Origin of the sequence: Alcaligenes faecalis (assembly GCF_005311025.1) — a bacterium.
In the GTDB taxonomy this organism is placed as follows: Bacteria; Pseudomonadota; Gammaproteobacteria; order Burkholderiales; family Burkholderiaceae_B; genus Alcaligenes; species Alcaligenes phenolicus.
Genome location: NZ_CP031747.1, coordinates 2,686,852 through 2,709,148 on the forward strand (window position 1 = coordinate 2,686,852; position 22,297 = coordinate 2,709,148).

Below are 22,297 nucleotides of genomic sequence, written 5' to 3' on the forward strand. Positions count from 1 at the left end.
GCTGCCCGGATCACAACTGCATCCGGGCCGGGTTTACATACTGTTCGGGACAACCAGAACAATCCAGGGGACAAACACCAGCAAGAGCAAACGCACGATATCCATCATTACAAAGGGAGTCACACCCCGAATAATGGTGCCCAAAGGAACATCGGGCATCACGTTCTTGATCATGAAAATGTTCAGACCCAACGGAGGGGTAATCAGGCTGATTTCAGCAGCCACCACCACGATGATGCCGAACCACACCAGATCAAAGCCCAGAGAGGCCACAATCGGGTAGAAGATAGGCACCGTCAGCATGACCATGGACATGGTTTCCAGGAAACAACCCAGAACCAGGTAAATCGCGCAGATGATCAGAATCACCACAATGGGCGAGACATCAATACCCTGGATGAAACCCAGCAACTGATTAGGCAAACCAGCCACGGTCAGGAAGTTGGTAAAGACCAGCGCACCAATCACCAAAGCAAACATGATGGCCGTGGTTTGAGCGGCTTCAATCAGCACCGTCAGGTACATGCGAGGCTGCCAGCCACGACGCTTCAGGGTCAGCAAGAAGGTCGCTGCAGCGCCAATACCCGCCGCTTCTGTCGGGGTGAAGACACCCCCGTAAATACCGCCCATGATGACGATGAACAGCACGGTAATGGCCATCACGCCTTTGGTCGCCTCAAAGCGCTCGCGCCAGCTGGCCTTCTCGCCAGGACGGCCCAGATTCGGGTTGATCGCGGTAATGATCATCACCGTGATCAGGTACATCAGCATGGCGATCATGCCGGGCAAAAAGCCTGCCGCAAACAGCTTGCCAATGTCGGTTTCGGTCAGAATCCCATAGACCACCATCATCACGCTGGGTGGAATCAGAATGCCCAGCGTGCCGCCTGCCGCAATACTGCCGGTAGCCAGACGATCGTCATAGTTGTACTTGCGCATATTGGGCATGGCCACACGACCCATGGCCGCTGTGGTGGCCATACTGGAGCCACAGAGTGCACTAAAGGCACCACAGGCAACAATCGTGGCCATCGCCAGACCACCACGCAGGTGACCAATAAAGGCGTGGGCAGCTTTGTACAGGTCCTTGGACAAACCCGAGGCATTGACCAGATTACCCATCAAGATGAACAGCGGCAGCACGGTAAAGCTGTAGCTCATGGCCGTGTCGTAGCTGGTCTGTGCCGCCATGGTCAAGGCCGCTTCCATGCCGGTAAAGAAGGCAAAACCCAGCGTACCAACCAGCAACATGCCCCAAGCAATGGGCAAACCCAGAAATAAGCTACCCAGCAGGACAGCCAGTCCGATAATAGAAATCAACATGAAAAAACTCCGTCTTTATCGGCTTGGAGAGCTAAAAATCTTGAACAGGGAAGCCACAGTGGCAATGCCTGTCATGGTGGCGATGATGTAGGCAAAAGGGGCAATCGGCACTTGCAAGGCATTGCTCATATCGCCGTAGTCGGCCAGCTCGTTGGCGTGACTCCACAGGTAGACAGTCAACACGGCCAGCATGACGGTAGAGACCACATTGATCACGAATTGCTGGATACGACGCGCCACTGGACCTAGCCAGGCGTCAATCAAACTGACGGTCAAGTGTTGCTGGTGCCAGGTAACACGCGGCAAGGCTGCAAAAATCAGCACACCCAGCAAGAGTTCGCTGGCTTCATAAGCGCCCAGCAAAGGGGCGTGAAATACATACCGGCCTATCACGTCCACAGTAGTGATCCCTGTCATCAGGATCAAGATGACCACACAGGCAGCATCCAGAATTGTCTCTACAACTCGTACTACTCCACGTGAACGCACCAGCTCCATTCCTGGCAGATCGTCGTTCATTACAGCTCCACTCTTTTTGGCCGGCGAAGGCCCGTTTTTTGGGTCATCATGCACCTCGAAAAATCGACGCGCATTGTTATATTTCTGTTCTAAATAGTTTATAGATGAACAAATCCAGGTAAATAGAAAGAAACCCTTAATTCCATCCAAAATCATGGAATCGTGGTTTCTATCTCACATAGCAAGAAATACGGTCACAAACTGCCTCGCTTGTCCTGTGCAAGAGCTGATAAAAATTGCTGGAACAGGCGCGAGTACTGGCTTGGCGCAATGTCGAGCAGGCGAACATTGGCTTTAAGAAGGGCAATAAAAGAATCAGCCCACTAGCAATCAGGCAGCATCCGGACCGGTAGCCAAACCCTCAGGCCCAGGTGTTTCATGTGACAAAAAAAGAGTCGAAAATGAACAGGCCCCTCACGTGTTGGACATACTTCCATGCGATGCGAGCAGGTCTGAAACAGCAACTTTTGACACCAAAAACCGGGGATAAAAAGCCAAAATCGGCCTCTGCGACAAAGAAAAAAACTTAGGCAGCAAAAAATCCCGGCACCGCTGACCAGCCGCCACCAATCAAGACGGTCCCTTCAGCCGTTTGTTTAAACGACACTCGCCGCCAGACATGCTGGAACAGATAGTCCATCAAGGGGGCTGTGCCATCCAAAAGCAAAAACCCCCTTGGAAAACCAAGGGGGTTTTATATGCCGTCAAGCAAATGGACTCGCTCCTGAACGCACTCAAAGCGCGATCACGGGCAGTCCCCTTGCCCGTCGATCAGATCGTCAGCGTACCCACGCTGGCACCGCCGCAGACATACAGCGTCTGGCCGGTGATAAAGCTGTTTTCAGGATCCGAGAAGAACATGGTTGCGCGGCTGATGTCATCCGCACGGCCCAGACGCTTCACAGGGATCGCGGCAGCCAGCTTGGCTTCGCGCTCGCTACCGGCTTCGACCACGTCGTAGAACATATTGGTAGTAATGGGGCCGGGGGCAATCACGTTGACGGTAATGCCTTGGTCCGCCAGTTCCAGCGCCCAGGTACGGGCCATGCCCAACATGCCAGCCTTGGTAGCAGCGTAGGCGGTACGGGTTTGCAGACCCAGCGCACCCCGCGAAGACATCAGCACAATGCGGCCAAAGTGGCGCTCGCGCATGCCAGGAACCACTGCCTGAGTAATCTGCAAGGCCGCGCCCAAGTGAATCTGGGTCAGACCCTGCAAGTCTTCCAGCTTGACCTCGTCCAGCAAGGCCGGCCAGATCACGCCTGCGTTGTGGATGAAGTGGGTCACTTCAAAGCGCTCGGCAATATCCTTGGCGGCTTTTTCGGTTGCTGCTGCATCCAGCAAATCCACCTGCACGCAATGCAGACGCTCGTGCGTCCAGGGCAATACATTGCGCGCCATGCTGATAACGGTGTAACCCTGATCCAGCATCTTGCGGCAAATGTCTTCACCAATACCGGTGCTGCCGCCCGTCACAATGGCGGTGTATTGAGCTTGTGTCATCTTGATTGTCTCCAGGCAAATTCAGGGCGCAGGGCGCGCCACCAGCACGGCTACGCCGCCAGCATCCAGCTCCAGACTCAGGCGCACTTTCTCGTCCGCCTGCCCGCCTTCGGGCAAGTGGGCGATGGCAAAAGGGCCGCAATCCAGGGCAACTGTGCCGATACGCCAGGGCAGTCGTGCCTGAAAGTAGGGTTCATTGCTGTGATGCAAGGTGGTCGTGGCCTGCAGAACACCCGTGTCGGCAACGGCCTGCCAGTTCAGCGTCGTGTGCAAGCAATGGCCGCACACATCGCGGGCGGGATACTGCACCGTGCCGCAGGACGGGCACACTTGCAGGGCGAATTCGCCGCGTTGGGCGGCTTCGGTCAGTCCGGCTGCCGTGGCGCTGCGTGCACCCGGTGGCAAGATTTGGGTGTCGCTCATCACTGCCCCCGTTCCAGCAAGGCCGCAGCAGTACAAATGCCGCGGTCGTAATTAATCATGCCAAAGCCGGACACCAGGCCGATGCGGGCATTGGCCACTTGCGTGTCGCCTGCGGTATCCGTCAATTGGCGCAAGGCCTGAACCAGTCCCAGGTAGCCGCCTGCTGCACCGGCCTGGCCTACCGATAGCTGTCCGCCGCTGGTATTGAAGGGAAAGCTGCCGTCCACCGTAAAAGTGTTCTTGCGGATGAACTCCGGGCCTTCGCCCTTGGCGCAGAATCCCAGGTCTTCAAACTGCAGGACGTTGATGACGGGGTAGTCATCGTAGGTTTCCATGAAATCCACGTCTGCCGGGGTGAGGCCCGCATGTTCGTAGAACGCATCCTTGTCCATGGCCCAGCCACCGCGATGCTGCACAGGGTCTTCAGGGAAAGCGTTGTGACGCTCGATGGTAGAACGGATACGCACATAAGGCAGGCCCAGTGCTTCGGCCTGTTCACGACGCATGACCAGATAGCCTTCGGCTCCAGCACACGGCATCACGCAGTCAAACAAGTGTATGGGGTCGGCAATGACGCGCGCCTCCATGTACTGTTCCAGCGTCAGCGGTTTTTTCATCAGGGCATGCGGATTGCGCAACGCATTATCGCGCTGGGCGACGCACAGCTTGCCGAAGTCTTCACGCGTGGCACCGTAGTGACGCATGTAGTAGTCCGTCAGCAGCGCAAAGCTGGCGTTGGGGCCACCAGCACCGTATGGGTAGACGGCATCCTGCGAGAAACGCGAGAAGCCCGACACCGTGTTCTTGAAGGATTCACGGTGGTTGGTATCACCCGCAATACACGCCACGATGGACGCATCGCCACACTGCACGGCACGGGCCGCACGACGCATGGCCACCACACCGCTGGCCCCACCCATGGGGATATGGTCCAGCCAGCGTGGGCTCATCTGAAAATGCTGCATCACGCCTACGGCAGTGTCCGAACCCAGCGTGAAGCTGGACACGCACACGCCGTCCACATCGACTTTTTTCAGGCCGGACTGGGCCAGCAACTGGCCCAATGCCGCACCCAGCCACCAATGCGCGGTCTGCTCGGAATGGCGCTCGTAGGGGATGGTCACCGGGGCGACCAGCACCACATCGTCATAGCCCTGGCGGGCTGCTTGCGGCAAGGCCATGGGCTTAGGCCTCCTGACGTTTTTTCAGGTGATTCGTGTTCACGCAGGCCGGGTTTTCCAGCGCAGCCAGAGCAACCGTTTTCAGTTCACCGCGCTGGATCTTGTTGGTCGAAGTCAGCGGCAGGGCATCCACAAACAGAACGTAGCCGGGCACCTTGAAGTAGGCCAGCTGGGTCAGGCCCCACTGCACCATTTCCTGGGCAGCCTGTTCGCGCTGTTCCTGGGTTTCAATTGGGTTGTGCGGCACCACCAGCGCCATCACTTCGTCGCCACGGATGGCGTCGGGCACGGCGGCCACGGCAATGGAGCGCACCAGCGGGTGCTGCTGCATGATGTTTTCCACTTCCACGGCAGCGATGTTCTCGCCACTGCGACGGATCACGTTCTTTTTGCGGTCCACAAAGTGCAGATAGCCTTGTTCGTCGCGGCAAACAATGTCGCCCGTGTGGAACCAGCCGCCTTCCCAGGCTTCGTCGGTTGCTGCCGGGTCTTTCCAGTAGCCGGAGAAAAAGCCGTAGCGTGGGTTGTCACCGGCCGAGCGCACCAGCAATTCGCCGTTTTCATCGGCTTGAGCGGGTTCGCCATCGTCCTTGCGCAACAGCACTTCCACCACGGGCATTTCCTTGCCAAAGCAGGAGGTGCCGATAAAGCGGGGCTCGTGATTGGCGATGATGCTGGCACCCGCGCCGGTTTCCGTCATGGCCCAGGCTTCCAGCAGGGGGAAACCAAAGCGTTCTTCAAAGATAGGATGCAGACCACGGTCCACGCCGGCGCCAAAACCAAAGCGCACGCTGTGTTGACGGTCTTTTTCGCTGGCCTCGGCCTTCATCAGGATGGCAGGCATCACACCCAGGTAATGCACCACGGTTGCGCCGGACTCGCGCACCGAATCCCACCAGCTACGTGGGTGGAAACGGTCCAGGGAGATCAGGCAGCCGCCGGTCTTGATCATGGCCATGGTCGAGCAGGCCATCGCATTCATGTGGAACAGGGGCAGCGGAGTCAGCATGCGCTCTTTGCCATGCTCCAGCGAAGCCAGACCACCAATGTCGCGGTACCACTCGCCAGCATAATGGAAGTACTGGTTAGCCAGCATGCAGCCCTTGGGGCGGCCTGTGGTACCGGAGGTGTACAGCAAGGCACATTCGCTGTTTTCATCAGGAATGTCACAGGAACGGGAGGCGGCGCGCTCCACCATAGGAGGCACATCGCCATCGGCCATGATGGCAAAAGGCTGACCAGCACGCTGAGCCGCTTCCACCAGATCCTGGTGACGGCTGGGCAGGGCGATGGCCATGATCATTTCCGAATGGCCGATCAGGTATTCCAGCTCGGCAGCGCGCAAATCAGGATTGATTGGCACAATCGACACGCCCAGGCTGTTCAGTGCGAACCAGTGCAGGAAGAACACGGGGCGGTTCTCCAGCAGGATGCCGACGCGGTGGCCGTGGCCGTAGCCAGCAGCGGCGTAGCCGGCGCGCAAGGCGTCGATACGCTCCAGAGCCTGACCATAAGTCAGCTCGCCCGCTTCAATACCGTAGATCTCGGCGGTCTCAGGCAGGGTACATACAAAGGGCTTGTCGCCCCATTTCTGGGCGGTGTCTCGAAAAGCCTGGTAGACCGTGGTGTTGGCCATCAAAAATTCTCCTGTCCTATCACATAAACAACTGGATATTGCCGAAAGGCGCGTCGCAATTGAGCAGATCCACCCGTTTCAGACGGATCTTCAAAGCGTCGTCCTGGCGCACCAGGGTGTAGGTATTCCAACCCACATAGATATCTTGGTTGTCGCCACGCGTTTCCGTGTAATGGAAGGCGCAACGCACGGTGTATTCGCCTTTTTCCTCGTCCATGCTTTCCACAGTGGGTTGCTGGAGCAGGTGATGGCTGCGGCTCTTGGGCTGCTGGGAAAAGGTACGGCGGCCTGCCAGACGTTCCACACGGATACGCAGCAAGAGCTTGTCCTCGTGCATCAGGGACGCATGCAAGCGGGCGTCCTGCTGATCGTGCACCAGCGGCATCCAGTAGTAGCCATCCTCGGTGAACAGGTCGAGCCATTGCTCGTAGCGCTGTTCATCCAGCAGGCGGGCTTCCGCATACACAAAATCGATAAGGGCCTGACGGCTGATTTCGCTCATGGTTATTCCTCTTCTTTCTTGGCCTGCTGCTCGGGCAGCATGAACTTCAACCAGGCGCGGAACTGGGCGCGCATCTGCATTTCGCTGGTGCCGTTGATCACCACGTTCTTTTGCTGGTCTTCATCTTTTTCCACCAGACGGGCCAGGTTCATCCAGTCGCGACCACGCGACTGCAAACCGTGCTGGGCACGCTCGTACATTTCCAGGTCATCGTGACCGACCATGGAGGTCGGTGCGTTGATCAGGCGGTTGTACATCAGGGTGCGTTCCAGGAAGGTGTCGGGTGCACCCACCAGGCGGAAGGTCCAGGATTCCACCAGGGTTTTGTCAGCGGCCAGCGGCTTGAACAAACGCAAGGTCTGGATCGGGCCCTTGACCATGATGTTGGGGAAGTAGCAAGTGTTGTGACGCGTATCGCCCAAAATGGCTTTGGCGCGCTCCTCACCGTAGGCTTCGACCATCTGGTCCCAGTAACCCGGAATTTCGGAGTAATCAGCGTGAATGGAATTGCTCACGCCGGTATGGCCGTGACCGTTTTCCCACACGCGAATGCCCATGCCTTCGTAGAACTCGTAAGGCGACATGAAGGGGGCAAACAATTCAACAGCCATGGGCTTGGGCGTACCCGGAGGGGCCGCTTCCCAGGCTTTCACAGCAGTACCCGCCGAGGACTCGTGCGCCACCATGGGGTGACAGGTATCGGTCTGGTTATCAACCAGCATTTTCCAGTTGCACTGGTGCATGTAACGCATCACGCCACCGGCCACTTCCAGACGGCCTTCGGGGGAGCGATCCACCATATTGTCGATGGTGCTCAGAGACTCGCCAAAGAATTCCTCAAAGCCAATGCCTTCATCGGCCAGGCGACAGAACACGAAATCGCGGTACACCTTGACGTTCTGTACCGCAGCCATGCCCTTGCTGCCTTCGGTGCATTCAAAGCCGGTGTTCTCGTAGCCTTTTTTCAACGGAATGGACAACAGGGAGCCGTCCGTCTTGAACGTCCAGGCGTGGTAGGGGCAACGGAAGAATTTGCCCGTGTTGCCACAGGTCTCGCCCGCCACTTGCACACCTTTGTGTGGGCAACGGTTGTAGAGCACACGGATGCTGTCGTCGGTATGGCGCACCATGATGACGGACTCCGTACCGACCGTCGTGGTGTAGAAGTCGCCTTTATTGGGCACCTGGCTGGCATGGCCAACGTAGACCCAGGTATTGACGAACAACTGCTCCATCTCCAGTTCAAACAGCTCCTGGTTGATGTACAAATCCTTGTGGACCTCGGCCTCGCGTACCAATTCGCGGATGGCCTGGGGATTATCACGATACTTTTCCATCATGTTCTCCGTCGCCCTTGGGCTTATAGATCCAGCACCAGACGCGGGGTCTTGGCGCGGGAAATACAGATCTGGATGACCTTGTTGCTGGCTTTTTCCGAATCGCTCAGGAAGTAGTCGCGGTGGTCAACCTCGCCTTCGATCACATCACAGGTACAGACGCCGCACTCGCCGCGCTTGCAGTCGATCATGGGGTCCAGGCCCTGCTCTTCCATCACGTCCACAATGGTCTTGTCAGCGGGAATTTGCAGGGTCACGCCGCTTTGGCGCAGTTCCACTTCAAAAGGCTGGTCGCCTTCCTGGGGAGCAGCCGTCACAAACAGCTCGAAGTGCACATGGTCAGTAGGCCAGCCACGTTGCTTGCAGGCTTCGATCACGGCATCAATCATGCCTTTGGGGCCGCAGACGTAGATATGCTGGTCTTTGGACAGACCGTCGAGCAGGGTATTCAGGCAGAAACGGCCTTCGCTATCGTCCGCATAGTGGCGCAGGGCCGGGCCGGACAGGGCGCTCAGCTCATCCAGAAAAGCCAGTTGTTCCACGCTGCGACCGGCATAGTGCAGCTGATAAGGGCGGCCCTGGTGATGCAAGGCAGCGGCCATGCTGGCAATGGGGGTGATACCGATACCACCAGCAATCAGCACGGTTTCGGTTTCGCCTTCAGCGGCAGCATGCAAGGGGAAATCATTCTTGGGACCAGCCACGCGCAGCGTATCGCCTACTTTCAGGCTGTGCATGAAGCGCGAACCACCCGAGCTGTTGTCTTCCAGGCGCACGCCCAGACGGTAACAGGTCGGGCCCTGTGCCGTGTCGGCGTCCAGCGAAATCAGGGAATAGCAGCGGTGATCGTTCAGATCAGGAATCTGTACCTGCAGGTGCGAACCCGGCGCAAACGCGGGCAGGGAACCGGCCTGGGCAGGCTCTAGCGTAAAACTGCGAATCAGCGGGGATGCGTTCTGGATGTCCCGGATAACGAGTTCAAAAGTATCCATCATGTGCCTACCATTGAGCATGACTACATCAATTACCCAGCCAAAAAGGCCAAGCCGTGGCATGATGTAGCGCCGCAGGGGGCAATGGGACGGTATCGCGTAACCTGAAAAAGGCTGCGTAAGGCTCGTCTACTGTCTCCGCTAAAACCGGCTGCCTGACACCAAGACTGGCTGTATGGCTGGATCTCTATTCATTCTTTTGTGAATTTATTTTATTGATGAATAGTTTACGGATAAATATATACTGCCGAATATAATGGAAAACCACTAGGTGAGAAAACAGCAGAACCGCATGGTACACAGTTCTGCCACTTCCCCACCGTTTTCTACTTACTGAGCAACCAGTGCGACCACGCGCAATGGGCTGCCGGAACCGCCTTCAATCTTCAGAGGGGCCGACATGATCAGTGCACCCTGAGGGGGCAGCTGATCCAGGTTGCACAAGCACTGCAGACCGTAGCGGTTGGCACCGTGCATCAGGGTGTGGCAAGGGTAGCCAATAGGCCAGGAGTAGGATTGGCCAGCATCGGTGTTGATGGTTTCAACGCCAAAACCGTGAACCTTGCGCTCGTGAATCATCCACTCTACCGCTTCCTGAGCTGGGCCAGGCGTGTGAGCACCGTCTTCACGCATGTTCAGGAAGGCCTCGGCGTCGTTCACGCGTTTGGACCAGTCGGTGCGAAACAGCACCCAGGCGCCTTCAGGGATACGGCCATGCTTGGCTTCCCAGTTCAACAGGAACTCGGAGGTCAAAATGAAGTCTTCGTTCTGGGCCACTTCAGCAGAAGCATCAACCACCACGGCAGGGCGCAGGAAGTTGTCGACTGGAATAGTGTCGACCGTGTTGTCTGGATGGTCCTTGCCGGAAATCCAGTGCGCAGGCGCGTCAAAGTGGGTACCGGTGTGTTCGCCACAGGTGAAGTTGTTCCAGTACCAGCCTGGACCGTTTTCGTCGTATTGGCTGATGCGCTCAATCGAAAAACCGGCAGTCTGGCCAAATTGGGGAGGCAGTTGCAAGGCGGGGAAGCTGGGAGACAGAGTCTGGGTCAGATCCACAAAACGGACCTGCTTGCTGTCGATCGCCTGGATAAAGGCTGCCAATGGGTTCTTGTCGCTCATTTCATCTCCTACTTGGGTCTTATGTCGTCGTTATCGTTGCCTGCCCTGCATGGCGCAGGATAGGGACCAGCCGTTAAAACAGCCCGCTCCTTCAGGCCCGGCACCGCCTTCCTTACAAAGGCAGCTTGCATCTTGGACCGCTGCGGCAAGGCCACGGCGGTTTTTTTGAGCAGGTCGCTTGAGCAAAGAGACCCGTCAAAAAACGGCCCCAATCCACTGGGGGAAAGGGACCGTCTTGAACCTTCTTACGCTTCCTTGTCGTCCAGAACGGAGAACTCGGCAGGGTTCAGGTCTGGCTGGGACGCTGCGTCGCCTTCGTAAAAGCGGGCGGGCGTCAGTGCCTTGCGGTTCACACGCAGGTCAAACACGTCAAAACGGTTGTAGTGACCAGTGATGTCGTGCATTTGACGCGGCTGGATGCAGCGCGACAGATCGATGTCGGCGTAGGCAATGCCTTCCTTGTCGATCAGTGCTTCGCCCTGAACGCGGCCATCGGGGCCAATAATGCCCGAGAACGCGCTGTTGGGACGAGCCAGCAGATCACGTGCTTCAGGATGGCTGGCCGACATGGCTTCGATGATTTCCTCGGAAACCGTCGAGCAAGCCACAACCGTAAACACCTTGCCTTCAAAGCAGTGAGCAGCAGCACGCAGGCGAATCGCTTCAGCCATGTCGTAGTCTTTCGGTGCCACGGGCAAGGCGATGTAGCTGGCAACGTGTACCAGTTCACCTTGCGACAACAGGCTGAAACGAGCCAGCGTGTTGGTGTTTTCACCGCAAGCCAAAGCGCCCAGGGGGCCGATGGTGGTGTCATGCACACGCATCGAGGATGCATCACCGTTGGCCCAGGTCAGCTTTTCAGCCCAGGTGGGAACCAGTTTGCGGTGACGGCCCAGAATGCGACCGTCAGCGCCGATGGTGACCAGCGTGTTGTAAATGGTGCCGATGCCAACGGGACTGCGCTCGTTCACACCCAACACCACGTTGACCTTGCGCTGGCGACAAACCTGCGCAACCTTCTGGATCTCGGGACCGGGCACTTCGATGGCCGATTTGCACAGGCGCTCGAACCACGGGCTGCCGTCGATCGGGTTCATCACCCAGCTCCAGTAGGGGTAACCGGAGACGAACACCTCGGGAAAGGCGATCAGCTCGGCACCGTTATCGGCCGCTTCGTTGATCAGGCGACATACTTTTTCAATCGTCGCATTCGTATCCAGGAACACGGGCGCTGCCTGAACGGCGGCGGCCTTGAACTGACGCAATTCCAGCATCATGCTCTCCTTTACTTAGTTTTGGGGGGTGACGTCCACGATGGGGTGGCGCAGTTCGCCAATGCCTTCAACCACAGCGTGCACTACGTCACCAGGCCACATCCACTCTTGAGGATCACGGCCAGCGCCCACGCCTTCTGGGGTACCGGTAGCGATGATGTCACCGGGTTCCAGCGTGATACCGGCACTGATGTCAGCGATCAGGTCGTTCACGTTGAACAGCATGTGCTTGGTATTGGAGCTTTGCTTGGTCACACCGTTCAGAGTCAGGCTCAGGTTCAGGTTGTGCGGGTCGGTCAGCTCGTCAGCGGTCACGATCACGGGGCCGAAAGGAGCGTAGGTGTCCTGGCCTTTGGAGTAGATCCACTGACCGGCACGACGGCAGTCGCGGGCGCTCACGTCGATCATGACGGAGTAACCGAACACGTACTTCAGGGCGTCTTCTTTGGCCACGCGCTGAGCACGGGTGCCCATGATCACGGCCAGTTCCACTTCCCAGTCCATTTGCTGAGTGATGTTCTTGTTGTGCTCGATGGCATCGCCAGGGCCAACCACAGTGGTCGGTGGCTTGGAGAAAATCACGGGCTGCTTGGGCAGCTCTTTGGAGGTGTCCAGAGTACGGCTGGATTCGGCCACGTGTTCCACGTAGTTCAGGCCGATACCAAAGATGTTCTTGCGTGGGCGTGGGATAGGAGCCAACAGCTTGACGTTGGCCAGAGGCAGCGCCACACCAAAAGGCATATCGTCGGCGTAGGTTTCCAGCAAGCGAGCCGTGGAAGTCACAGCGGCTGGGCCCAGGTCGATGAAATCGAGCATATTGTCAGGCAGCATGTGGCCTGTGGCGTCGCCCAGGTAACCCAGGTCAACCACCAAATCACCCACAATGGCACCCAAGCGGCCAGCGGCAGCAACTTCACTACGGTACGTTACAAGACGCATTTCTATCTCCAGATTGGGCCATCTTGTGCAGATGGCTTGAATAAATCGGGTCGGCCCGCCTTGGCAGGCCGTCCAAATAAGTTAAACAAGTAGTCTTACAGCAGGACCTGATGGCCGCCGTTCTCTGCCAGCGCTTCTTCGCGGTACAGATTCAGGGCGCGCATCACGGGCAGGTCATGGAACGAGAACAGGCAAGCGTCATCAGACGAGGAGCCGTTCACGTGCTCATGGAACATCCAGGATGGTACGCAGAAAATGTCGCGTTCGCGCCAGTCAAAGCGTTTGCCATTGATGATCGAATAGCCTTCACCCTTGGCGCATTGGTAAATGATGCTGCCGGTGTGACGGTGGGCCTTGGTGTGCTCGCCAGGGCGCAGCATTTGCATGCTGGCACCGATGGTGGCCATGACAGGACCGCCGGTCAGCGGGTTGATGTAGTCCATGATGACGCCATCAAAGGGGCTGCCGTCCGTAACCTTGGCGTAGGCCGACAAGGCTTCGTAGGTAGGCTCCCACTCGTACTTGAGCAGGGGCGAGTACGGTTTTTGCCAGTCGTGCAAGGTGGGCTTCAGACCACGACCACCCCAGATACCCACCGCGTCGTTGACGGGGTGCGTAATGGCCTGGGTCAGATCCGGGTGAACCGCGTAGAAACCGGCTTCCAGGGCGTTGACCAGCGGAATGTCCAGACCGTCTTGCCAGATGCAAGGCAGGCCGTCAGCTTCCACACCGTGCTCGTGCCAGCAACCGTTAGGCGTCAGCACGAAGTCGTTGGCGCCCAAGGTCATCTTGTGGCCGTCCACGATGGTGTAGGCACCGCGGCCTTCCATGATGAAACGCAGGGCCGAGGAGGAGTGCGCATGTGCGGAAGCCGCTTCACCCGGTTTCATGACCTGCAAACCAGAGTACAGCCAGCCCACCGCCGCCGAGACTTCCTGGCGACCGGGGTTGTTCAGGTAAATCACACGACGACCGGCCTTTTCAGGGCTGACCAGATCCACCGAACGCAACACGTAATCGCGCAGGTCGCGGTAGCGCCAGACCACAGGCACGGATTCGGACTTGGGCTCCCAGGGCTCGATCTTGTTGGCCACGGTCCACAGAGCACCGGCCTCAAACTGAGTCAAATCCTGGTAGTACTTCACCAATTCGGGCGTGTCCTCAACATCTGCACGACCGAGCACGCTTTCGCGGTGGGTGTCAAAACGTTCTTCCGACATGATGCTGTCTCCTTTCGTGTTTTATGACTTGGCAGGGCCGTCCTGGGCCACTGGCGCACGTTTGATTTGGCGCTGCAACCAGTCCTTGCCCCATTCGTACTGAACGGGCCAGGCCAGGTCGGTGTAACCCAGCTCCGCAGCCTGACGTTGTGGCCAGTTCGCGTCGGCCAGAAAGCCTCGCGACAGGGCGCACAGGTCAGCACGGCCTGCAGCAATAATGCTGTTGGCGTGATCCGCTTCCATGATCGAACCCACCGCCATGGTGGCGATACCGGCTTCGTTACGGATACGGTCGGAGAATGGCGTCTGGTACATGCGGCCGTAAATTGGCTGCTGCTCCAGCACCACTTCACCCGAGGACACGTCGATCAGATCGGCACCGGCTTGCTTGAACAGGCGGGCAATTTCCACACCGTCGTCCGCCGTGTTGCCACCTTCGGCCCAGTCTGTTGCCGAGATACGCACCATGATGGGCTTGTTCTCTGGCCAGACGGCACGGATAGCGGCAAACACTTCCAGCGGGTAAGCCATGCGATTTTCCAGACTACCACCAAATTCATCACTACGCTGATTAGTCAGCGGCGAGATGAAGCTGGACAAGAGGTAACCGTGGGCGGCTTGCAATTCGATGCAGTCAAAACCGGCCTGGTCAGCGCGCTTGGCAGCGGCCACAAAGGCGTCACGGATCTCGTCCATCTGGGCACGAGTGATCTCGGCTGGCACGGCGGTCACACCAGCCTGGTAAGGCAGGGCGGAAGCCGACACCAAAGGCCAGTTGCCTTCAGCCAGCGGCTGATTGGCTTTTTCCCAACCCAGCTGCGTCGAACCGCGACGGCCAGCGTGGCCCAGCTGCACACCAATCTTGGCACCCTGTTCGTGGGCGAAAGCCACCACAGGTTTCCAGGCATTGGCCTGCTCGTCGTTCCACAGACCGGTACAACCGGGAGTGACACGACCTTCAGGCGTCACGGCCGTCATTTCAGCCATGATCAGGCCAGCGCCACCCATGGCGCGGCTGCCGTAATGCACCTGGTGCGTCGCACCGGGCATGCCGTCCTTGGCGCTGTACATCAGCGTGGGCGAGAGCACGACACGGTTCTTCAACTGCATGTCGCGCAGCTTGAAGGGCGTGAACATGGGCGAGGGGGCCTTTTCACCGTCGGCCAGCTTCATGCCAGCTTCGGTCGCCATCCAGCGCTCGTATTTTTCCAGCCAGGCCGCGTCACGCATACGCATGTTCTCGTGCGAGATGCGCTGCGAACGGGTCAGCATGGAGTAGGTGAACTGCTCGGGCTTCATATTGGCGTAACGGGCCACGTTCTCGAACCATTCGGTCGAGTTGCGGGCGGCGTTCTGAATGCGCAATACGTCCACGCTACGAGCGGCTTCGTAATCTTTCAGGGCCTCTTCCATGGACTCGTGGTCCATGTGCTGGGCCAGCGTAATGGCATCTTCCAGAGCCAGCTTGGTGCCGGAACCGATGGAGAAGTGAGCGGTGTGAGCGGCATCGCCCATCAGCACCACAGGAACCTTCTTGCCGGTGCCGTAATCTTGCCAGTGCACCCACTTGTTGCAGATAACGCGTGGGAAGCGGATCCAGATGGCCGAACCGCGCAGGTGAGTCGCGTTACTGATCAGCCTGTTGCCATCTAGGTGGTCGGCAAACAGCTTCTCGCAGTAGGCAATGGCCTCTTCCTGCGACATTTCGCCAATACCGGCTTTCTGCCAGGTCTCTTCAGGCGTTTCCACGATGAACGTGGACAGGCCATCCTGGAAGCGGTAGGCGTGAGCCTGGAACCAGCCGTGCTCGGTTTCAACAAAAATGAAGTTGAAGGCGTCGAACACTTTTTCCGTACCCAGCCACACAAAGCGGCAGTTACGGGTGTCGATATCGGGCTGGAACACGTCTTCGTAGCGGGTACGAATGGCGCTGTTAATGCCGTCAGAAGCAATCAGGATATCGGCGTTGTACTTGCGGGCCAGTTCAGCTTCGTCCGTGACCACGGTCTCGAACACCAGCTTGACGCCCACTTCTTCACAGCGAGCCTGCAGGATGTTCAGCAATTTCTTGCGACCAATCCCGATAAAGCCATGACCGCTGGAGCGCACGGCGCTACCTTTGAAATGGCACTCAATGTCGTCCCAGTGGTTGAACGCGTCACCGATGGTCTGCGCGGACACAGGGTCAGCTTCACGCAGGTTTTCCATGGTCGCGTCCGAGAACACCACACCCCAGCCAAAGGTGTCGTACGGTCGGTTGCGCTCGATGACAAAAACCTCGTTCTGAGGGTTTTGCAACTTCATCAGCAAACCGAAATACAAGCCGGCTGGGCCTCCGCCAATACATACGATATTCATGATATGTCCGTATGGTCTGAATACATGCTTCTGAGCATAGTATATTTATTAATAAATATTATACAAGTCAACTATTTAAATCAAAAAAAATACCTGACCTGCACACTGCCTGCTACTACTTCAAACTAGATCAAGCCTTGCTGCTTTCTGGCTGGGCAATCACATACTCTTGCATGGGGTTGCGCAGGAAATCAGGGATAGGAATACCCAGGTGCGTCTCCAGCGAGGTGGTCACCACGGTCTGGCGCACTTGCATACGCAGCACACCGTCTTTACCGATGCAGCGCAACAGCAGCTTCAAGGAGCTATTGCCAATGCGTTCCACACCCAGGCTCATCACCACATCATCACCCATACGGCTGATGGACTTGAACTCGGCTTCGATATGCACCGAGGGCATGCCTACCCGTTTGCTGGCGATCATGTTGTGAAAACCCTCGGGGGTCATGGAGTCGATCCATGCTTCCATCAGGTCGTTAAACATCACAAAGTACTGCGGATAAAAAACGATACCCGCTGGATCGCATTCCGAAAAACGGATGCGATGTTCTTGTTCGTACAGCTTGGAAACCATGTTGTAGACACCTTTTTAGCAAGTGTTTTGTGCGCCTGTTCGTGACGCTATCCGCATCCTGCCTGGTTTACAGGCCTGGCAGGATGCACCTTATGCTAGCCAGCAGCGCTTTGCAGATGGACCCGCAACAGGCCCAGATGCTGATGGATGTGCACGACCTCTTCCGTGCCCAGACCTTCAAACATTTCCGCAATCCAGTCGCTGTGGGCCTGGGCCATCGCCTCGAAACTGCTCTTGCCCTTGGGGGTGAGACGCAACACCCAAGCACGTCGGTCGGTGGGGCTGCTCTGGCGAGACACCATGCCCTCGCGGGCCAGCTCGTCAGTCAGTCCGGTAATATTGCCGCCGGTTACCATCAGATAGCGCGACAATTCGCCCATCTTCAGGCCCTGCGGGTAACGATACAGCTGGGCCATATAGTCGAAACGGGCCAGCGAAATATCAAAATTCTGGCGCAAGCGGCGACGGATTTCGTCTTCGATCTGCTTGGTGCAGGTCAGCATGCGCAACCACAATTTCAGGCTGGCGGGGTCCTTGGGACCGACGCGGCCTTCAAAGCCGGCATCAGCCGGTTCTACCAAAAATTCGAGTGCTGCTTCGCTTTGATTCATATTGTTTTTCCCCCAAGCTTTGGCTAATTCAGTTTGACCAACAGGCGGGATATTCTTGCTTGAACAAGTGGCCAAGTAGACACGGGATGTCTGGCTTTCAGGGCCTTGGTCGCAGTGCCAATCCGAATTTATATTCTACTATGAATATTTTAGAAATAAAGTATTTGGCGGGATAAAAACGCTTCCTCAAGGGTTTTCACCAAGGCCGCCCGAAAGCGGCCCGGTGTTGCCCTTACACCAGTGCGTACTGGCGCAGTGCAGCCTCCAGCTTGACGCCGTGCTCATCGGCCAAAGCCGCATCGCGCAAGGCGCCCAAAATGGCAGGTGACAGGGTGCTGGGGTTGCGCTCCAGAGCCGACATCACGGTCTGGTAGTTACGCAAGCCACGGGCATGGGTATCGCCATACCCTTTGACCAGACGCTGGCACTGGGCAATTTCCAGAGCCAGGGCCGGATGGGCATCGGCAGCCTGCTCGATCTGCTTCAACCAGCCTTCAATGCGCTGCTGCTCAGCCTGGTAGCGCAACGTACGACGACGCCAGCGCTTGAAGCCCGAGAGCAGGTACAAGGGAATGAAGCCGCGCACCGAGCTGGTTTGAATCACACGACCGGATTTGGTCTGGGATTTCACCAGCTTGTTGCCCCAGGTAGGACGCATCAACCAACGGCCTACGCTGGCAAACGGCAGGATTTCGCTGATTTCTTCCACACGGGGGTGCATGTATTCATTGATTGCCACGATCTGGCCGTCGGCAGCGCGCACTTCTTTATGCACACGGTCAAAACGGCTGGAGCGGGTTTTCAGTTCAGCCACGCGAATGGCGTCCTCGTAAGACATCCACAGCGCCAAGTAGCGGCCGGTTTCGCGGATCAGGGCCACATCATCAGGGCGGGCAAACTGGCTGATCTTTTTCAGGCGGTCCAGGTACAGATTGGCGTAGGCCACGTCCTGGAAGTCCAGCACACGACGCACACCTTCCACCACGATAGGCTGGGCCTGCGCGGGTACTTCGGCACGGACGCGGTCAATCAGCTTGGCTACGGCAGGATCGCGAGGAGCCAGCGTCGCCATATCAACCGGCTTGTTTTCCGAATCGGCTTTACCTGCATCACCTTCCGCAACACGGGCGTAAGCGGCACCAAAAGCCTTCAAGCTGGGCTTGACGCCCACACCACCGCGCTCGATGGTCTGTTCAAACTGCGAACGGCTAAAGGGCAGCACGCCGGTACTGGCCAATGCGCCAAACAGCACGGCGGAAATCACGCTGCCCGAATCCTCGGCCGCTTTTTCCATATTGAAGTACACAAAGCGCTTGGCAGCCTGGGTTGCGTGCGCAATCAGGGCGTTGTCGTCCACACGGCCATCACCCATGGCCGATTTTTCGGCAATGGAATAGACACGGTGGGTGGAAGCGATCAGCGTGGTGCGGTCCTCTGTCACCAGGCCACGTTGTACGGCGCGACCGGCTTCCATCAGTTCGGAAGCCAGCACCACGTCCACGTCACCGGGCATGGGCATCAGAGCCAGCACAGGCTTTTTGCCATCCACGGCGGCCGAGTGCGGGAACAGTTCCACGTAGTAAATCGTGGCGCCGGTACGCTGGGCCACGCCCGGCACCGAGGTGGTCTGTGCAAAGTAGCCGTTTTGTTCGCCCAGGTTGACGATCCAGTCGGCCAACACGCCGCCGCCTTCGCCACCCATGGCCAAAATAGCAATCTTGATTGGTTTGATCTGCATGATAAAAATCTCTACGGGTGTGCTTAGAAGGCCAGACGTTCACGACGGGCAGCGTCACGACGCTGCAACCAGCCGATAAAGCCACGGCGGGTTTTTTCGCGGAACTTGTCCCAGCCAGTCGGGTTGCTGACTACTTGTGCACGGTAGAAAGACGGGCACAGAATCGCCGCGTGGGAAACCTCACCACACAGACCGCAACCCACACAACTGTTCATCACATTCGCTACGGGGTCCTGACGCAGAGCGTCCGGATTGGGGCGAATCGACAGCGAAGGGCAACCGGACAAGCGGATGCAGGAGTGATCGCCGGTACACGTATCCGGGTCCACACCAAAACGCTCGCGCACTACGCGTTCGCCCGCCGCCACGGCTTTACGCACCTGGCCTTTCTCGCGGCGCTGACGGTTCAACATACATTCGCTTTGCGCCACCAGCACCTTGGGACCTTTTTCCTTGGTCGTCAGGGCTTCACGCAGGGTTGCCGTCATGGTCTTCAAGTCGTAGGTGCGACGAATCATACGCAGCCATTCCACACCCACACCACGCGCGGCTTTCTCGATCAGGTGACCGGTACTGCGCGTTTCGTTCTTGGCCTTGGAGGACAGAATGTCCTGACCGCCCGTAGCCGCGGTGTAGCTGTTGTCGATCACAATGGTCAGGTTGTCGCTGCGGTTGAACACGGCGTTGGCAATACCACTGGTCAAACCGTTGTGCCAGAAACCGCCGTCACCCATGACCGAGATCGCACGCTTGTCCGAATCCACGTTCAAGGCAGCCGAGCCGGCGCCACCCAGGCCGTAACCCATGGTGGTGTTACCCAGGTTGAAGGGCGGCAGAATGGAAAACAGGTGACAGCCAATGTCAGCCGACACGTGGTGCTCGCCCAGCTCGCGCTCCACCAGCTTCAAAGCGGTAAAGATAGGACGCTCGGGACAGCCGGTACAAAACCCTGGCGGACGGGCGTGAACGTTCTCGTCCAGGCTGCCCAAGGGTTTGACTTCAGCCGCTTCCACTTCCACCAGGCTGGCTTGCTCAGCTTTGGGACGCTCCACGGTCTCGACTTTCATCGGGATCACGCGTGGTTTGCGGGCTGGCAGGGGCTCGATGCGCTCGTATTTTTCCATGAAGGCACGCAGGCCTTTCAACATGGTGGCGGTGTTGTATTCACCGGCCAGAGGCAACAGATCCTTGCCGTGCAAGGTCACATCCACATTGTGACGGCGCACGATGTCGGAGATGTTCTGTTCAACAAAGTTGGGCTGACCTTCTTCCAGCACCAGCACCGCACGCTTGCCTTCACAGAAGCGGACGATTTCAGATTCGATCAGCGGGTAGGCCACGTTCATCACGTACATCGGCACTTTGGATTCGCCGAACACGTCGGCCATATCCAGGTGTTCCAGAGCACGGATCACGGTGTTGTAGCCACCGCCCTGAACGATCAGACCGACGTCATCGGTGCCATCAGCAAAGAATTCATTCAACTGACGCTCTTCGATGAACTTGACGGCATTAGGCCAGCGCTGTTCGATCTTTTCTTTTTCGTGCAGGAAGCTGGCAGGCGGCAACACAATGCGATTGATGTCGCGTGTAGGCTGCTCCATGGCTTCTTTGATGGTGAATTTGGCGCGGCGGTTATCCGAGGCCACAAACTGACCATGCACGTGACAGGCGCGAATACGCAGCTGCAGCATCACGGGGGTGTTGGACGCTTCGGACAGGTCAAAGCCGTCTTTTACCGCCTGCACGATACAGGGCAGGTTGGGACGGGGGTCCAGCATCCACATTTGCGATTTCATGGCAAAAGCGTGGCTGCGCTCCTGCATGATGGACGAGCCTTCGCCGTAGTCTTCGCCCACAATGATCAGCGCACCGCCCTTGACCCCGCCGGAGGCCAGGTTGGCCAGCGCGTCCGAGGCCACGTTGGTACCCACGGTTGCTTTAAAAGTGATGGCGCCACGCAGCGGGTAGTTAACCGACGCAGCCAGCGTTGCCGCCGCCGTTGCCTCGCTGGCACTGTTTTCAAAACGGATTCCGTTCTCTTGCAAAATGTCCTGGGCATCTGCCAGCACGTCCATCAAGTGCGAGATAGGCGCACCCTGGTAACCGGCCACGTAGGACACGCCCGATTCGAGCAGGGCCTTGGTCACCGCCAGGATGCCTTCGCCACTGAATACGTCTCCATCACCCAGGCGCAGCTTTTTGACTTCTTCGACAAACGATCGCTCAGCCATTTTTCTTTCCTTACTTACCGCTCATTGTGAACATGGTATTTATTTTCATCGGAATATGTTTATATCTCAACATATCCATTCTCATGGTTTTCCCTAGTAAAGTAGCTAAATTATTTGCGACACGCGAGCGGACAGCTTGGTTATAGTGAGCCCTGTTGCTGCCTTGCGGCACCCATTAGCCTGTAATGACAATAAGCACCATGAGCCCCACCGAACACGACACCGTCTTTGTCGAAAACTACCTGCCCGCCTTGTTGGCCCAGGCAAGCCAGCTGATCTCTGCCGAATTCCATGAAGTGGTGCTAAGCAACGGTTTGTCCATTTCCGAATGGCGTGTGCTGTCCACCCTGTCCGGCGCGGGCGAAGTGAGCATCGGCCATCTGGCTCGTATTGCCACCACCAAGCAACCCACCGTCACACGCTTGCTCGATCGCCTGGAAAAGCAAGGTTTGCTGCGCCGCGTGGCCCACGATGTGGACCGTCGCATCACCTTGGTACGCATCACCGAAGAAGGCCAGACGCTGATCTCCGGCCTGATTGCCAAGGCCCGCCTGCACGAGCAGGAAGTGGTGCAGCGCCTGCAACCGCTGGATGTCGGCGCCCTCAAAACCACCTTGCGGCGTCTGATCTCCGAGCAGCACGACTACAACGATCAGTAAAACGCAGCCCGCCCGGCCACACTATCGGTTCTAACCCTGCATAGCGCGGGCTTGGCGTTCTGAACCTGGTCTGTAGCGACTTCCAGATTCAAGAGAAACCACACACGCCTCACCTGAACGGGGCGTGTGTGGTGTTTTTTTATCCTTTCCAACCT

At 57.6% G+C, this 22,297-nt stretch carries 19 protein-coding genes; 1 reads left to right on the forward strand and 18 read right to left on the reverse strand.

Annotation, left to right across the window (positions count from 1 at the left end; all coding sequences use genetic code 11):
• Nucleotides 1-33: 33 nt before the first annotated feature.
• The 18 genes from D0C27_RS12415 to D0C27_RS12500 form a co-directional block, all read right to left on the reverse strand.
• Nucleotides 34-1,323 carry a TRAP transporter large permease gene (locus D0C27_RS12415; protein ID WP_021447142.1) on the reverse strand — a complete coding sequence of 430 codons (1,290 nt, stop codon included), beginning with the start codon at nt 1,321-1,323 and terminating at the stop codon, nt 34-36.
• A 15-nt stretch (nt 1,324-1,338) separates the two neighbouring features.
• On the reverse strand, nt 1,339-1,842 hold the full coding sequence (locus D0C27_RS12420) for a TRAP transporter small permease (RefSeq protein ID WP_009464436.1): 504 nt from the start codon (nt 1,840-1,842) through the stop codon (nt 1,339-1,341).
• A 771-nt stretch (nt 1,843-2,613) separates the two neighbouring features.
• Entirely contained in the window at nt 2,614-3,345 is a 732-nt protein-coding gene (locus D0C27_RS12425; RefSeq protein ID WP_009463811.1) for an SDR family NAD(P)-dependent oxidoreductase, read from the reverse strand.
• A gap of 21 nt (nt 3,346-3,366) precedes the next feature.
• The gene (locus D0C27_RS12430) at nt 3,367-3,768 is read right to left on the reverse strand and encodes a Zn-ribbon domain-containing OB-fold protein (RefSeq protein ID WP_026483927.1); all 402 of its coding nucleotides are present in this window, start codon (nt 3,766-3,768) and stop codon (nt 3,367-3,369) included.
• Nucleotides 3,768-4,949, reverse strand: coding sequence for a thiolase family protein (locus D0C27_RS12435; RefSeq protein ID WP_088451597.1), 1,182 nt, complete (start codon nt 4,947-4,949; stop codon nt 3,768-3,770). Before D0C27_RS12435 ends, D0C27_RS12430 begins: the two co-directional genes overlap by 1 nt.
• Nucleotides 4,950-4,953: 4 nt before the next feature.
• A complete protein-coding gene (locus D0C27_RS12440) occupies nt 4,954-6,585 on the reverse strand; it encodes an AMP-binding protein (protein ID WP_137431095.1) in 1,632 nt (543 codons plus the stop codon).
• 19 nt (nt 6,586-6,604) lie between these two features.
• Nucleotides 6,605-7,087: an aromatic-ring-hydroxylating dioxygenase subunit beta gene (locus D0C27_RS12445; RefSeq protein WP_009463815.1), complete on the reverse strand. Its 483-nt coding sequence runs from the start codon at nt 7,085-7,087 to the stop codon at nt 6,605-6,607.
• Nucleotides 7,088-7,089: 2 nt separating this feature from the next.
• On the reverse strand, nt 7,090-8,424 hold the full coding sequence (locus D0C27_RS12450; protein WP_009463816.1) for an aromatic ring-hydroxylating dioxygenase subunit alpha: 1,335 nt from the start codon (nt 8,422-8,424) through the stop codon (nt 7,090-7,092).
• A 23-nt stretch (nt 8,425-8,447) separates the two neighbouring features.
• Nucleotides 8,448-9,416, reverse strand: coding sequence for a PDR/VanB family oxidoreductase (locus tag D0C27_RS12455; protein WP_115634869.1), 969 nt, complete (start codon nt 9,414-9,416; stop codon nt 8,448-8,450).
• A gap of 330 nt (nt 9,417-9,746) precedes the next feature.
• Complete coding sequence (locus D0C27_RS12460; protein WP_009463818.1) at nt 9,747-10,535, reverse strand: cyclase family protein; 789 nt, start codon at nt 10,533-10,535, stop codon at nt 9,747-9,749.
• A gap of 245 nt (nt 10,536-10,780) precedes the next feature.
• Complete coding sequence (locus tag D0C27_RS12465; RefSeq protein WP_009463819.1) at nt 10,781-11,809, reverse strand: carbon-nitrogen hydrolase family protein; 1,029 nt, start codon at nt 11,807-11,809, stop codon at nt 10,781-10,783.
• Between the two features lie 15 nt (nt 11,810-11,824).
• On the reverse strand, nt 11,825-12,748 hold the full coding sequence (locus tag D0C27_RS12470) for a fumarylacetoacetate hydrolase family protein (RefSeq protein WP_009463820.1): 924 nt from the start codon (nt 12,746-12,748) through the stop codon (nt 11,825-11,827).
• 95 nt (nt 12,749-12,843) lie between these two features.
• Entirely contained in the window at nt 12,844-13,968 is a 1,125-nt protein-coding gene (locus tag D0C27_RS12475) for a cupin domain-containing protein (RefSeq protein ID WP_009463821.1), read from the reverse strand.
• A gap of 21 nt (nt 13,969-13,989) precedes the next feature.
• Complete coding sequence (locus tag D0C27_RS12480) at nt 13,990-16,326, reverse strand: bifunctional salicylyl-CoA 5-hydroxylase/oxidoreductase (RefSeq protein ID WP_137431096.1); 2,337 nt, start codon at nt 16,324-16,326, stop codon at nt 13,990-13,992.
• 130 nt (nt 16,327-16,456) lie between these two features.
• Complete coding sequence (locus D0C27_RS12485; protein WP_035269363.1) at nt 16,457-16,900, reverse strand: acyl-CoA thioesterase; 444 nt, start codon at nt 16,898-16,900, stop codon at nt 16,457-16,459.
• Between the two features lie 95 nt (nt 16,901-16,995).
• A complete protein-coding gene (locus tag D0C27_RS12490; protein WP_009463824.1) occupies nt 16,996-17,511 on the reverse strand; it encodes a MarR family winged helix-turn-helix transcriptional regulator in 516 nt (171 codons plus the stop codon).
• A 232-nt stretch (nt 17,512-17,743) separates the two neighbouring features.
• Entirely contained in the window at nt 17,744-19,249 is a 1,506-nt protein-coding gene (locus D0C27_RS12495; RefSeq protein WP_035269365.1) for an indolepyruvate oxidoreductase subunit beta family protein, read from the reverse strand.
• 23 nt (nt 19,250-19,272) lie between these two features.
• Nucleotides 19,273-21,483 carry an indolepyruvate ferredoxin oxidoreductase subunit alpha gene (locus D0C27_RS12500; protein WP_137431097.1) on the reverse strand — a complete coding sequence of 737 codons (2,211 nt, stop codon included), beginning with the start codon at nt 21,481-21,483 and terminating at the stop codon, nt 19,273-19,275.
• A gap of 200 nt (nt 21,484-21,683) precedes the next feature.
• Here D0C27_RS12500 and D0C27_RS12505 point away from each other — a divergent pair, with 200 nt between their 5' ends.
• A complete protein-coding gene (locus D0C27_RS12505) occupies nt 21,684-22,142 on the forward strand; it encodes a MarR family winged helix-turn-helix transcriptional regulator (RefSeq protein WP_009463827.1) in 459 nt (152 codons plus the stop codon).
• The last annotated feature ends 155 nt before the right edge of the window (nt 22,143-22,297 follow it).